Origin of the sequence: Pararhodospirillum oryzae, from assembly GCF_007992075.1 — a bacterium.
In the GTDB taxonomy this organism is placed as follows: Bacteria; Pseudomonadota; Alphaproteobacteria; order Rhodospirillales; family Rhodospirillaceae; genus Pararhodospirillum; species Pararhodospirillum oryzae.
In genome coordinates this window covers 50,631-63,296 of record NZ_BJZO01000002.1, presented here as the reverse complement: position 1 = coordinate 63,296, position 12,666 = coordinate 50,631, and the positions used below count along the sequence as shown (strand labels likewise).

Genomic DNA, 12,666 nt, shown 5'->3' with positions numbered 1-12,666 from the left:
CTTCCGGTGCCCGATCCCGACCGGACCAAGCCCCCTTGTGTTCCCGGGCCCGGGCAGGCACCATGCCTTTTGTTGAAGAGTTGTCCTCGCGGAGGAACCGCATGCCGATGGCGCGCCCCCTTGCCTCCCCCTTGATTTCGGTTTGCTATGGCCTCGCGGCCCTGGCCGGCGCGGCCGGTCTGGGCGCGTGCCAGCCCACCGTGCGCATTGAAGCGCCCCAGGAGCCGATCCGGATCGATCTGAACGTGCGCATCGAGCAAGACGTGCGCATCCGCCTTGAACAAAGCGTGGAAGAACTGCACAAGAACAACCCGGGCCTTTTCTAGTCCGAGGTTCCTTCACGCCCTGGTCCAGGAGCCCTTCCCATGCGTCATGATCTTCCGCCGTCCCTGGTCTCTTCCCGACGACGCGGCCCGGCGTTGCGGATTTCGTGCGCCGCAAGCGCCGTGCTGGCGGGCGCCGTTGCCCTGGCGCCGATGGCCCAGGCCCTGGACCTGGACGGCGCGCGCAACCAGGGCCTGGTGTGCGAAGCCCCCGATGGCCTGGTGCGCGCCCTCGCGCCCTCGCCCGAGGTCAAGGCCCTGGTCGCCGACACCAATGCCCGGCGCATGCAGGCCTACCAGGCTTCGGCCCAAACGCAAAACGTGCCGGTCAACCAGGTGCAGGCGGTCAGTGGCGGCTTGTTGCGCCAGAAGCACCCCGCCTGCCCCTGAGGCTACGAAAACCGGGGCGCCCGCCCCCACGCGGGCGTGGGCAGCCGCGCCCCCGGCCGACGGGCGGCGCGGGGCGGTGCTTCGGCGGCCAGGGGCTGGGTCGCGTGCACGAAGCGCTCGCGAAACAAGAACCCCTGCACCAGATCGAACCCGGCTTGAACCGCCAGCCGCTGATGCTCGGGGGTTTCCACCCCTTCCAACACCGATCGCTTGCCGCTTTGACGCGCGTAGGACAGCAGCGCGGCCAGCAAGGCCGGATCGTGCCCGGGATCGTTCTGGTCCCAGGTGGTGATCCAGGAACGATCAAACTTCAGGTACGCAACCCGCGACACCTGGGGCAGCGACAGGAAGGCCCCGGCCGCCCCGATATCGTCCAGGGCCAGGGTGATGCCGCGCCCGGCCAGATCCCGGGTCACCTGATCCACGACCGTCGCATGGGTTGTGTCGGTGTTTTCGATCAGTTCGACCACCACGCCCGGCCGAGGCGCCAGCACGCGTTCCAGTTCGTCCAGGCGGGCCGACAAGGCGTCGCTACCCGCCTCGGCCAGCCCGCACGGATCCACGTTCACGAACACCAGGCCATCGGCGGGGGCATGGGCGATCTGAAGGCGCTTCAAGGTCAGTTCGGCGACCCACAATCCGCCGGCGCCGGTTCCATGCAGGGCCTGAAACACCCGATCCGGCGGGATCTGCCGGCCCTGGGCATCCTGGAAGCGGGCCAGGGCCTCGTAGCCCACCAAGCCGCCGTCGCGCGCCTCGATCAGGGGCTGGTATTCAACGCCAACGCGGTCGATTGCGTACAACTCCCGGATCGTGTGGATCCATCCCGGATCCTGGGAGCGCGGACGCAGCACCCGAAGCGTGCTCATGGTGTATCCTCCCGTGCGGGACGGGCCGTCCCGGAACGATTGGCGTTGGGACCATACAAGGTTGCGTGCCAGTACGCCGCGCCCATCAGGGCGATGCCGGCCCCCAGGTGAACCTTGCGCGTCAGGTCGCTGGAATGACGGCGCCCACCCGCCAGCACGGTCCCGGTGTAGACCAGAAGCCCCAGCGTCACCACCATCGCGTTCTTGGCGGCGGTCCGTTCGCGCTTGATCGCCTTGCCCCGCACGGCCGCCGGGCTTTTGGCGGGCGCGGCGGGCGTGGTTTGGGTGGTGTTCGTCCGGGCCGGGGCGCGAGACAAGGGAACGGGAACGGTCATGGGTGCATCTCCAAACGGCCCAGGCTGACGGATTTCGACGACATCGACACGGGCACGGCACCGCCTTCCCACCCCAGCCCGGCAACCAGGGGCGTGGCGCGTTCGAACTCCCGGCGCAGGCCCACCAGCACCGGGTCGTCGGGATGCGCGGCGATGCGGCCCGCCATGGCCCAGGCGGTTTTCGGGCTCACCCCGGTCGCCCGATGAATGCGCCGCGCCAGATCCGCCCCCGGCGCCGTGACCGCCAGCCACAACGCCAGCAGCCAGCGGCCTTCCGAGACGTTGGAGCGTTCCAGCACCGTGCCCCGGCGCACCGAGTACTGCTTGCGGCAACGGGCGCATTTGAAGCGCACCCCGGGCGAACCCGGCCCGGCCAGACGGTAGCTGTGACGAAAGCCGCAGTGGGGACAAAGCGGCCGTCCGCGCGGCCAGCGCAGGGTTTCCAGGAGGGCCTGGGCGGCCTGGGCGTCGCTCAGCAGGGTTTCCCTGGTCAGCGGGGCCGGGTCGGAAGAAGGAAGAGTCATGCCTCGGGGTCTTTCCATCTGCGTCGCGGGAGATCCGGCAAACGCTTACTTTCCGTAGGGTATTGCGGTTACGAGGCACTCGCAACATCAATGCGCAATTGCACCTTACTTTCACCCAGCCCCAAGACACGCCCTAACCCCTGGCGCCGCTGGGACTTCGGGCCCTTCGGGTCGTTGGCAGGCCCCTTAACAAATGGGTTATCAAGCTTCCGTTTCCACCCGTTCCCTTTCGGTTCGCGGGCGCTTTTGGATAGAATTTTTTTCTAGAACTTAGATCTATTACCAGGACTATGGGTTATCAAACGACCCGCCGCGCGGGATGGGGGGTTGCCGGGAAGTCGCGAATGCGTATCATTCGGACCCAAGATGTCCTGATCGCCCTGGAGGCCGCTCATGTCCTACGTGCATCATGTTCCGGGTCGTCTTCGCGTGAAGAACCGGGCTTTTGGATCCGACGAGCCCACCCGGCGGCTGTGCCGGTCCCTGGCCGCCTGCCCCGGCGTGAACGAGGTGACCTTGAACCCGCGCTCGCACAGTCTGATCGTGTTGTTTGATCCGCAAAGGGTGTCGGGCGACGACATCCTGGCCCAGGTGGACGCGCTGCAAGAGACCCAGGAGTCTCCCGCCCCGTTCCTGTCCTCCCTTCCCCTGGCGGTGCTTCCCTCGGCGTCGGGCCTGGCGCTGGCCCCCCTGGCCGGCAGCCTTGCGACCACGGTGGGCAGTGCCCTGGGCAAGGCGTTGTTTGGCGCCTTGCTACGGACCAGCGTGGAACGGGGCGTGGCCTCGCTGGTCGCGGCGGCGATCCGCTAGAGTAATCCGAGATCAGGTTGGGCCATTTCTTGGCCCAACCCAGCCTCGAACTTACTCTAAAATTTATGGAATCAGACTGAAACTGGGCCAAGTTGGCTCAAGGTGATCCAGTTCCAGTCCAGGGCATTTTCAGCCGAAATGGCACCGTTTCGGCGGTTCGAAAATGCGAAACATCAAAAAATTAGAGCGCATTCGCTGATCCGTTTTGATCGGAATGCGCTCTGGTTCGAAAAAAGCGGTGCCGGTTGTTCCCTGACGGACGCCCAACGCCGCGCGTTGACTTCTCTCCTGATCCTGCCCTCCCGGTGCTTCCCCCCAGGCCTCCGGCCCCGGGGAAAGCACCGGGCTTTATTCTTCATGCCTGGGGTTCGTCAGGGAAAAGGGGGCGCCGCTTTTCCCGAAAAGACAAACGCACACAAAGGGATCCAGGGTCTGTTCGCGTCAACGTGAAACGGACGGACCCTAGCGGGCCAGCGGGGTGGCCCCTCCCATGAGCGGAACGCCGGTGGCGGGAACATTGGCCATGGCCTCCAGGGTCCACAGGGCGCCGCTTCGCGACAGGTTCAGGCCCCGGCTTTGCAACAGGCGCTGCAACTCATCCATCGACCCCGACCACGGCAGAAGAATCTGGGCCTGATCGCGGGTCACCGCCTGCAACGACAAGGCGCCCACCCCGGGCAGGCCCTGCAGGCGGCGGCGGATGTCCACCCACTGCGCCAGGGACTGGTAGCGGACCAGGACCACGGCCGGGGTCCCGGCTCCGCTCGCGGGCGACGCCACGGCCGGGGAAGGCGCGGAGGCGGCGCCGGTCAATCCCACGGGACCCGTCGCCGGCGCGGGGGCCCCCATGCCCGAAGCCGGATCGCCCGGTGCCGGGGCGGCTCCCACCTGCCAGCCGCCCAGGCCGGCAGCGGCCTCGGGGGCCGGGGTCACCTGGGGCGCGAGGGAAGCCGTGGGCATCCCCGACGGCGCGCCAAAGGCCGCGATGCCCGGGGTCGCCGACGCCCCCGCCCCCGCCCCCGCCGACGAAGCCGAAGCCGGGCCAGCCGACAGCGCCTTCCATCCGTCGTCCAGGGCCGCGCGCATTTTCGTCACCGCCTGATCGAACGCCTTGGGGTCGGCGGGCACCGTGAAGGGCTTGAGCCCCGCGAACACACCCGCCGCGCGCGGCGTCACGGTCAGGCCGGTCTGGGGCGTGCCGGTGACGGTCACGATCAGGGCGTCGGGCGCGCCGTTGCGCGAGGCCAGGCGTCCGGCGGCGGTGGTATCCCCGGCCAGGGCCTTGGGGCCGTCGATCACCGCCACGTCCTCGATATCGCCCAGGGCCAGGACAACGGGCACCAGCCCCTCGCGCAAGGTCCCCACCCGGTTCCAGGCCGCCGCCCAGGGGTTGGTCTCCTCCCACAGCAGGGGCTGGGACGAGGGGCTTTCCTGGTACACGGGCAAGACCAGCACCGGGGCCTCGCGGCCCGAGGCATGGCCCAGGCCGGCCGAGGCCAGCAACTGGTCCACCCGGGCCGCGTTGAAGCGCGCGGTCAAGGTGGCCAGGTAGCGCTTGGCCGTGGTGCGTTCGTTGGCCAGGCTGAAGTCAACCACCATGGAATCGGCCTTGGCCGCGTCGACCGAGGGCAGGCGCCCCTGGTCGGCCGGGCTGACCAGGGACTGCAGCAAGGCGCGCAGGGCCTTGACTTGGCCCTCGTCGATGGCCTTCTGGCGCGCCTGGACCGGGCTCGCGCCCGAAACGTCAACCTCGACGGGGGGGGCGGTGTAGGCGTCGCGTGCCTGAACCGCCCCGGGCAGACCCGTCACGGCCAGCCCCAGCACCATGAGGAGCCCAAGGACCGGACGCAGGATTGCATTGCTGGGCGCATGCGCTATGGTCCAGGGGAGTCGGAGCGCGGTGGGCGAACGCCCGCCGGCGCCCAAACCCGGGATCAAAGCGATCAACGAGGCTGCCATTTCCACTTCCCATTCCGATGCCGGCGCCCACGCGTCCGGCCTGACCTACAAGGATGCCGGTGTTGACATAGACAGCGGCAATGCCCTTGTGCAAGCCATCAAACCCCATGCCGCCTCGACGGCGCGGTCCGGAGCCGACGCGGCCCTCGGGGGTTTTGGTGCTGTCTTCGACCTGGCGGCGGCAGGATACCACGATCCGCTGCTGGTCACCGCCACCGATGGCGTCGGAACCAAGCTGAAGATCGCGCTTGAATCCGGCCGTCACGACACGGTGGGCATCGATCTGGTGGCCATGTGCGTCAATGATCTGATCGTCCAGGGCGCCGAGCCCTTGATGTTCCTGGATTATTACGCCACCGGCCGCCTGGAGGTCGAGGTGGCCGCCGCCGTGGTCAAGGGCATCGCCGCCGGCTGTCGCGAATCGGGCTGTGCCCTGGTCGGGGGCGAGACCGCCGAAATGCCCGGTCTGTACCGGGAAGGCGACTATGACCTGGCCGGATTCGCGGTCGGCGCGGTCGAACGCTCGGCCCTGCTCACCGGCGCCCTGGTCAGCCCCGGCGACCGCCTTCTGGGCCTGGCCAGCAGCGGCGTTCATTCCAACGGCTTTTCCCTGGTGCGCCGGGTGGTGGCCCAGGAAGGACTCGCCTGGGAGTCGCCCGCGCCCTTTGCCCCCGGCCAGACCCTGGCCGAGGCCCTGCTCACCCCCACCCGCCTGTACGTGCGTTCGTGCCTCGCGGTGCACCGGGCCGGCCTCGCCCACGCCTTCGCCCACATCACCGGCGGCGGCTTCTGGGAGAACATCCCGCGCGTGCTGCCCGCGTCGTGCGCCGTCCGGCTTGATGCCCGCGCCTGGACCATGCCGCCGGTCTTCCGCTGGCTGGCCCGGGCGGGTGCCATTGCCCCGGCCGAAATGGCCCGCACCTTCAACTGCGGCGTGGGCATGGTGGTGGTGGTTCCGGCCGCGCGCGTCGATGAAGCCCGCGCCGTGCTGAGCGACGCCGGGGAAACGGTCTTCGACCTGGGCACCGTGGTGCCCCGCGCCAGCGCCGACGCGCCCCAGGTGGCGATCGAGGCCCTGGCGGAGGCGTTCGCATGACCGGCCCTTCCAAGCCGGCGCGGGTCGCGGTGCTGATCAGCGGTCGGGGCAGCAACATGGAAGCCCTGATCGAGGCCTGCGCCACGCCCGGCTTTCCCGCCACCTTGGTGTCGGTGGTGTCCAACCGTCCCGAGGCGCCGGGGCTGGCCAAGGCCCGGGCGGCCGGGCTTTCGACCACGGTGATCGATCACCGCGCCCATGCCGACCGCCCCGCCTTCGAGGAGGCCCTTCACGCCCACCTGGTGGACGTGGGGGCCGAGCTGGTGTGCCTGGCCGGGTTCATGCGCCTGCTCACCGCCGGATTCGTGGAACGCTGGCAAGACCGGATGCTGAACATTCATCCGTCGTTGCTGCCGTCGTTCAAGGGCCTGCACACCCATGAGCGCGCGCTGGAAGCCGGCGTGCGCGTGCATGGCTGCACGGTCCACCTGGTGCGTCCCGACATGGACAACGGCCCGATCCTGGCCCAGGCCGCGCTCGCGATCGCGCCCGACGACACCCCCGACTCCCTGGCGGCGCGGGTGCTGACCCTGGAACACCGGATCTATCCCCTGGCCTTGCGCCTGATGGCCGAGGGACGGGTGCGGGTGGTGGACGGCCGCGCCCTGGTGGACGGCGCCGCTTCCCCCGCCACCACCTTGATCAATCCACGAGACGAGGCCTGAGGGGCGGTCCGGCGCGCGGAGGGGGCAAGGCTTCCCCCGCGCGGTGTCCGGTCCGGCACGGCCCCGGAAAAGCCCGGCGGCCGCGAACACCCGACAAAAGAGCTCAGCGCCGGCGGGCGTCGGCGGTGCCCTGGCGGGCCAGGGCGTCGGCGCGTTCGTTTTCCGGATGGCCGGCGTGGCCGCGCACCCATTGCCATTCCACCTTGTGGGCGCCCAGGGCCGCGTCCAGGCGCTGCCACAGGTCCACGTTCTTGACCGGCTTGCGCGCGGCCGTCATCCAGCCGTTGCGCTTCCAGCCCTTGATCCAGCCGGTGATGCCATCGTGGACATAGCGGCTGTCGGTATGGATGCGCACCCGCACCGGCCGGCGCAGGGCTTCGAGGCCCTGGATCACCGCCATCAGTTCCATGCGGTTGTTGGTGGTGTCGGGTTCGCCCCCCCACAGTTCCTTTTCATGGGCACCCGAGCGCAGCAGCACCCCCCACCCGCCAGGCCCCGGATTGCCCGAGCACGCGCCGTCGGTGAACATCTCGACCATGGACGCCGACGAAGGGGCGTCGATCATGGCCGCCGGGGCCGCCGTTTCCCCGGGGCCTGCTTCCGGCCCGCTCATCGCGTCACCCCATAGGCGCCGGCCCCGCCAATCGCCTGATGGAAGCGGAGCTTGTGCACGTATTCCTGCGGATCCTTGGGCCGGACCAGGGCCCCGGGCGGGGTGTGCAGCCAGTCGTACAGGCGCGTGAGCAGGAATCGCAGCGCGGCGCCCCGGGCCAGAAGCGGCAGGGCCGCGAACTCGGCATCGGAAAGGGGACGGTGCTTCTGATAGCGGCTGATCATGTGATGCGCCTTGGTGGCGTTGAACTCGCGCTCGCCCTCGAAACACCAGGCGTTCAGGCACACGGCCAGATCGTAGGCGAGGAAATCGTTGCAGGCGAAATAGAAATCGATCACCCCCGACAGCGTGCCATCGAGAAAGAACACGTTGTCGGGAAACAGGTCGGCGTGAATGACCCCGGCCGGAAGACCGGCCGGCCAATGGGCATCAAGGAACGCAAGCTCGGTTTCCACCAGCGCCCGCAGCCCCGGGATCACGCCGTCGGCCGCTTCGCGCACTGCCTCGAACAGGCCATGCCAGCCAGCCAGCGCCAGGCTGTTCGCGCGCCTGAGCGGATAGTCCAGGCCCGCCAGGTGCAGGCGGGCCAGGGCATCGCCCAGTTGCGCGCAATGCGAAACCTCGGGCCGGCGCGCCCACGCCCCTTCCAGGAAGGTGACCAGGGCGGCCGGGCGCCCGCCCAGGGTGCGCAAGGGCTCGCCGTCGCGGCCGGGCACCGGTTGCGGGCAGGGCAGGCCCCGCGCCGCGAGGTGGCGCAGCAGGCCCAGGAAAAAGGGAAGATCGGCCGGATCCACCCGACGCTCGTACAGCGTCAGGATGTAGGGGGCCTGATCGGTGATCAGCAGATAGTTGGAGTTTTCGACCCCCTCGGCGATGCCCTTGAGGACACGCAGACGGCCGATGTCGTAATCCGCCAGGAAGGCGGAAACGTCATCGTCGAAAACCTCGGTGTAGACGGCCATGGGGCGACTCGACGCCTGATGAGAAGAACCGGGAACGAAAGGGAAGGCGATCGTGTAACAGGTTCCGGGGGCCCTGGGAACCCGCGTTGCCCCTGGGCCCCGATTGCGCTATCCCAAAGGCATGCGTTTCCTTTTCCCGTATCAGCGGACCCCGTCCCATGGCTTCCCTCGCTTTCTTGCGTACCGCGCCCGCCCTCGCGCTTCTGGGCGCCGCCTGTGCCCTGACGGGATGTCAGGCTTTTTCGCGCGAAGATCCAAGGCCCTGCCCCCAGGTGCGCATTGATGCCGCCACGGCCGAGATGACCCGCTTCCGGCCCGGGCCCGGGCGCGACATCACCGACATTGAGCTGACCGGCCGCGTCACCGGCTACGAGGGCACCTGCTCTTACGACAAAACCGGGGTCACGGTGGAAATGGTGCTGTCGTTCGCGATCGGGCTGGGGCCGGCCGCCAGCTCGCGCGATACCCGCTTTGACTATTTCGTCGCCCTTCCCAACTTCTATCCCCAGCCCGCCGCCAAGCAAACCTACGAGGTGGCCACGACCTTCCCGCCCAACGTGGACCGGGTGGTGGTGCGCGACGAAAAGGTTCGGGTGCGCATTCCCCTGGACGCCGGAGCCAGCGCCGCCGACCAGGACGTTTACGTGGGCTTCCAGCTGACAGGCGAGCAACTGGACTACAACCGCAGCCGCCGGCCGGGCACGCCCAGCTAGAAAACAAAAAACGCTCCAAGGTCCGCTTGCTCGCAGGGGATCGGGCAGACCGTGGAGCTTTTTTGAGATATCCTCTTTTTTCCTTGGGGGAAATCGAGGGCTCTCCTTTCCCTGACCGATGCCAGGGACAACAGGTATTCCCCTTTCGCTCCGGCCTGGCCCGCGCACGCCGTCCGAAGCGAAAGGGTCCCGGGGCCGAGAGCCGCCCCCTCCCGACAAAGGGCCCTTGCCATGGTTGTGCCCGTTCCCACCGATCTTGACGCCTATTGGATGCCGTTCACCGCCAACCGCCAGTTCAAGAAGGCGCCGCGCCTGCTGGTCGGGGCCGACCGGCTGTATTACACCACCCACGACGGCCGCCAGGTGATGGACACCATTTCCGGCCTGTGGTGCGTGAACGCCGGCCACAACCGGCCGCGCATCGTCGAGGCCATCCGCCGCCAGGTGGGCGAGATGGACTACGCCCCCCCCTTCCAGATGGCCCATCCCCAGGTCTTCGAGCTGGCCACCCGGCTGGCCGGCCTGTTTCCCGACGGGCTGGAGCATGTGTTCTTCACCAATTCGGGATCCGAATCGGTTGAAACCGCGCTCAAGATCGCGCTGGCCGCCCACCGTGCCCGGGGCGAGCCCGGACGCTTCCGGCTGATCGGACGCGAGCGGGGCTATCACGGCGTCAACTTCGGCGGCCTGTCGGTGGGGGGCATCGGCGCCAACCGCAAGGCCTTTGGCCCGCTGCTGCCCGGGGTCGATCACCTGCGCCATACCCACGCCCCGGAGCGCAACGCCTTTTCGCGCGGCCTGCCCGAGCACGGCGCCGAGTTCGCCGACGATCTGGAACGCCTGATCGCCCTGCACGATCCCTCGACCATCGCCGCCGTGATCGTCGAGCCGGTGGCGGGCTCGACCGGGGTGCTGCTGCCGCCGCGCGGCTATCTGGAACGCCTGCGCGCGCTGTGCACCCGCCACGGCATTTTCTTGATTTTCGACGAGGTGATCACCGGGTTCGGCCGCCTGGGGGCGCCGTTCGCGACCCATGCCTTTGGCGTCACCCCCGACCTGGTGACGGTGGCCAAGGGCCTGACCAACGGCGTGGTGCCCATGGGGGCGGTGATCGCGAGCCGGGGCATTCACGACGCCTTCATGAATGGCCCCGGGGAAGGAATCGAGTTCTTCCACGGCTACACCTATTCGGGCAATCCGATCGCCACCGCCGCCGCGCTCGCCACCTTGGACACCTATGCCGAGGAAGGCCTGTTGACCCGGGGCCCCGAGCTGGCGGGCTTCTGGGAAGACAGCCTGCACGCCCTGCGCGGCCTGCCCCATGTCATCGACATCCGCAACTATGGCCTGGTGGGCGCCATCGAGCTGGACCCCATTCCCGGCCAGCCGACCCAGCGCGCGACCCAGGCGTTCTTGAAAGCCTACGAGGCCGGTTTCCTGATCCGCACCACGGGCGACACCATCGCCCTGGCCCCGCCGCTGATCGCCGAACGCGAGGACCTCGCCCGTCTGGTCGAGGGACTGGCCACCATCCTGCGCACCCTCGATTAGAGTTCCGTCCGTTTCCCGTTGAAGCGGACAGACTCCGGATCCCCTTGTTTGAGTTTGTCTCTTCGGGAAAAGCGGTTTCCACTTTTCCCTGACAAGCTCAAACACACCCGCGCCGGACCGCCCCGCCCTGCTTCCAGCCGGGGCCTTCGTCGCAAGGCCCCGGTGCCTTTCGTCCGGCCCGAACAGGGGATGGGGACGCCCGCCCGCCGTCTCGTCTTGCTTTTGCTCTTGCCCGGGGAGTTTCCCTCTTCATGCGCCCAGCCTTGCTTCTTCCCACCGTTGGCGGCCCCGTGCTGGTCGGCGTCCTGTTCATCGCCCTGTGGGCGTGGCTGGGCCGGCCGATCGCGATGCCCGACATTCCCGACGGACACCTGCAATGCCTGTCCTACGCGCCCTCCAACGGCAACACGGCGCCCCAGGACAAGGGCTTCACCCTGCCGCCCGGCGCCATCGCCGCCGACATGGCCCACCTGCGCACCATGACCGACTGCATCCGCATTTACTCGTCGGTCGGCCACGAGGGCGAGGCGATTCCGGCCGCCCAGGCGGCGGGGCTCAAGGTTCTGGTGGGGATGTGGATCGGCGCCGACGACAAGCGCAACGCCAAGGAGATCGACGCCGCCCTGGCCCTGGCCCACGCCCATCCCGACGCCGTCAAGGCGCTGGTGGTGGGCAACGAAGTCTTGCTGCGCCGGGAAATGACCGGGGAGCAGCTGGCCGACATCATTCGCTCGGTCAAGGCGCGGACCACGCTGCCCGTCACCTACGCCGACATCTATGAATTCTGGCGGCGCAACCCGGTGGTCGCCGACGCGGTCGACCTGATGACCATCCACGTGCTGCCCTACTGGGACGACCCCACGCCGGTGAGCATCGACAAGGTGCAGGCCCACGTGCGCACCATCATCGACACCGCGCGGGCAACCTTCCCCGGCAAGCCGTTGCAGATTGGCGAAATCGGCTGGCCCAGCGCCGGACGCACCCGGGGCGAGGCCGCGCCGACCCTGGTCAACGAGGCCCGGTTCCTGCGCGAATTCGCCCAGCAGGCCGACGCCCTGGGGGTACCCTACAACGTGATCGAGGGCATTGATCAGCCCTGGAAGCGTGGGCCCGAGGGTACGGTGGGCGGATTCTGGGGGGTCCTGGACGCCAGCCGGGCTCCCAAGTTCCCGTTGCAGGGCCCCGTGCGCGAATGGTCGCACTGGGGCACCGGCGCGGCCGCCGCCCTGGCCGGCCTCGCCCTCGCGCTGATCCTCGCTCCGGCCGGGGCCGTTTCGCCCCTGGGTCAGGCGCGGACCACCGGCCTTGCCCTGGTGGGCGCCGCCACCGGATCGGTGGCGTGGGCCTTCGGCGCCCAGGCCCTGGATTTCGCCATGGGGCCGATGATCACCGCCTGGGGGCTTTACCTGTGGCTGCTGGCCGGAGCCGGTGGCGTGGTGCTGGCCCGGGCCTGCGCCGGCCTGCCCGCCCTGCCCCCGCGCCTCGCCTTGATCTGGCGCTGGCTGGTGCTGGCCCCGGCCACCTACGCCGCCCTGGCGATGGCCGCCGACGGCCGCCACCGGGACTTTCTCACCTTGGCGTTCGTGCTCCCCATGCTCAGCCTCGCCTGGCCCCGGGCGGCCGGCGGACAACCGGGGGACCGCCCCGCGAGCGCGGCGGCCGAGGCCTGGATGGGCCTGGTGATCCTGGTTTGTGGCCCGCTGACCATCGACTCGATGCTGAACACCGAGTCCCAGGCCTGGGCCGTGGTCTGCCTGGGGCTGGCGTTTGCGTGCCGCGAGGCGATCTCGGCCGAACTGGCCTTCCTGCGCGGGCGTCTGTTCCCGGCCCGCCCCCAGGGCTGACGCCGGGTTCGT

At 69.0% G+C, this 12,666-nt stretch carries 14 protein-coding genes; 8 read left to right on the top strand and 6 right to left on the bottom strand.

Features of this window, described 5'->3' with window-relative positions:
- Window positions 1-107 precede the first annotated feature (107 nt).
- Window positions 108-326, top strand: coding sequence for a YnbE family lipoprotein (locus tag ROR02_RS00685; protein WP_147162075.1), 219 nt, complete (start codon window positions 108-110; stop codon window positions 324-326).
- Window positions 327-365: 39 nt separating this feature from the next.
- A complete protein-coding gene (locus ROR02_RS00680) occupies window positions 366-713 on the top strand; it encodes a DUF1318 domain-containing protein (protein ID WP_147162074.1) in 348 nt (115 codons plus the stop codon).
- A 2-nt stretch (window positions 714-715) separates the two neighbouring features.
- Here the strand turns inward: ROR02_RS00680 and ROR02_RS00675 are convergent, their stop codons facing one another.
- The 3 genes from ROR02_RS00675 to ROR02_RS00665 are packed head-to-tail and all read right to left on the bottom strand — an operon-like array spanning window position 716 to window position 2,441.
- Complete coding sequence (locus tag ROR02_RS00675; protein WP_147162073.1) at window positions 716-1,582, bottom strand: EAL domain-containing protein; 867 nt, start codon at window positions 1,580-1,582, stop codon at window positions 716-718.
- Complete coding sequence (locus ROR02_RS16780; protein ID WP_218032735.1) at window positions 1,579-1,917, bottom strand: hypothetical protein; 339 nt, start codon at window positions 1,915-1,917, stop codon at window positions 1,579-1,581. Before ROR02_RS16780 ends, ROR02_RS00675 begins: the two co-directional genes overlap by 4 nt.
- On the bottom strand, window positions 1,914-2,441 hold the full coding sequence (locus ROR02_RS00665) for a transposase (RefSeq protein WP_170244899.1): 528 nt from the start codon (window positions 2,439-2,441) through the stop codon (window positions 1,914-1,916). Before ROR02_RS00665 ends, ROR02_RS16780 begins: the two co-directional genes overlap by 4 nt.
- A gap of 393 nt (window positions 2,442-2,834) precedes the next feature.
- Between ROR02_RS00665 and ROR02_RS00660 the strand changes: the two genes are divergently transcribed.
- A complete protein-coding gene (locus ROR02_RS00660; protein ID WP_147162071.1) occupies window positions 2,835-3,251 on the top strand; it encodes a hypothetical protein in 417 nt (138 codons plus the stop codon).
- Between the two features lie 462 nt (window positions 3,252-3,713).
- On the opposite strand, the gene ROR02_RS00655 is transcribed toward ROR02_RS00660, so the two are convergent.
- Complete coding sequence (locus tag ROR02_RS00655; RefSeq protein WP_147162070.1) at window positions 3,714-5,078, bottom strand: DUF2066 domain-containing protein; 1,365 nt, start codon at window positions 5,076-5,078, stop codon at window positions 3,714-3,716.
- 49 nt (window positions 5,079-5,127) lie between these two features.
- Between ROR02_RS00655 and purM the strand changes: the two genes are divergently transcribed.
- The gene (gene purM, locus ROR02_RS00650) at window positions 5,128-6,306 is read left to right on the top strand and encodes a phosphoribosylformylglycinamidine cyclo-ligase (RefSeq protein WP_147162069.1); all 1,179 of its coding nucleotides are present in this window, start codon (window positions 5,128-5,130) and stop codon (window positions 6,304-6,306) included.
- Window positions 6,303-6,971, top strand: a complete 669-nt coding sequence (gene purN, locus ROR02_RS00645) for a phosphoribosylglycinamide formyltransferase (protein WP_147162068.1) — start codon at window positions 6,303-6,305, stop codon at window positions 6,969-6,971. The genes purM and purN overlap by 4 nt, the downstream gene beginning before the upstream one ends.
- A 103-nt stretch (window positions 6,972-7,074) precedes the next feature.
- Here the strand turns inward: purN and rnhA are convergent, their stop codons facing one another.
- Both rnhA and ROR02_RS00635 read right to left on the bottom strand, forming a co-directional pair.
- A complete protein-coding gene (gene rnhA / locus ROR02_RS00640) occupies window positions 7,075-7,536 on the bottom strand; it encodes a ribonuclease HI (protein WP_147162102.1) in 462 nt (153 codons plus the stop codon).
- A gap of 44 nt (window positions 7,537-7,580) precedes the next feature.
- Complete coding sequence (locus ROR02_RS00635) at window positions 7,581-8,546, bottom strand: homoserine kinase (RefSeq protein ID WP_147162067.1); 966 nt, start codon at window positions 8,544-8,546, stop codon at window positions 7,581-7,583.
- Window positions 8,547-8,704: 158 nt separating this feature from the next.
- Here ROR02_RS00635 and ROR02_RS00630 point away from each other — a divergent pair, with 158 nt between their 5' ends.
- The 3 genes from ROR02_RS00630 (at window position 8,705) to ROR02_RS00620 (ending at window position 12,654) form a co-directional block, all read left to right on the top strand.
- Window positions 8,705-9,259, top strand: coding sequence for a hypothetical protein (locus ROR02_RS00630; RefSeq protein WP_147162066.1), 555 nt, complete (start codon window positions 8,705-8,707; stop codon window positions 9,257-9,259).
- 231 nt (window positions 9,260-9,490) lie between these two features.
- Window positions 9,491-10,810, top strand: coding sequence for an aspartate aminotransferase family protein (locus ROR02_RS00625; RefSeq protein WP_147162065.1), 1,320 nt, complete (start codon window positions 9,491-9,493; stop codon window positions 10,808-10,810).
- A gap of 251 nt (window positions 10,811-11,061) precedes the next feature.
- On the top strand, window positions 11,062-12,654 hold the full coding sequence (locus ROR02_RS00620) for a glycoside hydrolase family 17 protein (RefSeq protein WP_147162064.1): 1,593 nt from the start codon (window positions 11,062-11,064) through the stop codon (window positions 12,652-12,654).
- Window positions 12,655-12,666: the final 12 nt, after the last annotated feature.

What these genes read in the sequence shown, in the direction of transcription:
- ROR02_RS00685 (WP_147162075.1), top strand. Translation starts at nt 108, where the DNA reads ATGGCGCGCCCCCTTGCCTCCCCCTTGATTTCGGTTTGCTATGGCCTC.
- ROR02_RS00680 (WP_147162074.1), top strand. Translation starts at nt 366, where the DNA reads ATGCGTCATGATCTTCCGCCGTCCCTGGTCTCTTCCCGACGACGCGGC.
- ROR02_RS00675 (WP_147162073.1), bottom strand. Translation starts at nt 1,582, where the DNA reads ATGAGCACGCTTCGGGTGCTGCGTCCGCGCTCCCAGGATCCGGGATGG.
- ROR02_RS16780 (WP_218032735.1), bottom strand. Translation starts at nt 1,917, where the DNA reads ATGACCGTTCCCGTTCCCTTGTCTCGCGCCCCGGCCCGGACGAACACC.
- ROR02_RS00665 (WP_170244899.1), bottom strand. Translation starts at nt 2,441, where the DNA reads ATGACTCTTCCTTCTTCCGACCCGGCCCCGCTGACCAGGGAAACCCTG.
- ROR02_RS00660 (WP_147162071.1), top strand. Translation starts at nt 2,835, where the DNA reads ATGTCCTACGTGCATCATGTTCCGGGTCGTCTTCGCGTGAAGAACCGG.
- ROR02_RS00655 (WP_147162070.1), bottom strand. Translation starts at nt 5,078, where the DNA reads ATGGTGCTGGGGCTGGCCGTGACGGGTCTGCCCGGGGCGGTTCAGGCA.
- purM (WP_147162069.1), top strand. Translation starts at nt 5,128, where the DNA reads ATGGTCCAGGGGAGTCGGAGCGCGGTGGGCGAACGCCCGCCGGCGCCC.
- purN (WP_147162068.1), top strand. Translation starts at nt 6,303, where the DNA reads ATGACCGGCCCTTCCAAGCCGGCGCGGGTCGCGGTGCTGATCAGCGGT.
- rnhA (WP_147162102.1), bottom strand. Translation starts at nt 7,536, where the DNA reads ATGATCGACGCCCCTTCGTCGGCGTCCATGGTCGAGATGTTCACCGAC.
- ROR02_RS00635 (WP_147162067.1), bottom strand. Translation starts at nt 8,546, where the DNA reads ATGGCCGTCTACACCGAGGTTTTCGACGATGACGTTTCCGCCTTCCTG.
- ROR02_RS00630 (WP_147162066.1), top strand. Translation starts at nt 8,705, where the DNA reads ATGGCTTCCCTCGCTTTCTTGCGTACCGCGCCCGCCCTCGCGCTTCTG.
- ROR02_RS00625 (WP_147162065.1), top strand. Translation starts at nt 9,491, where the DNA reads ATGGTTGTGCCCGTTCCCACCGATCTTGACGCCTATTGGATGCCGTTC.
- ROR02_RS00620 (WP_147162064.1), top strand. Translation starts at nt 11,062, where the DNA reads ATGCGCCCAGCCTTGCTTCTTCCCACCGTTGGCGGCCCCGTGCTGGTC.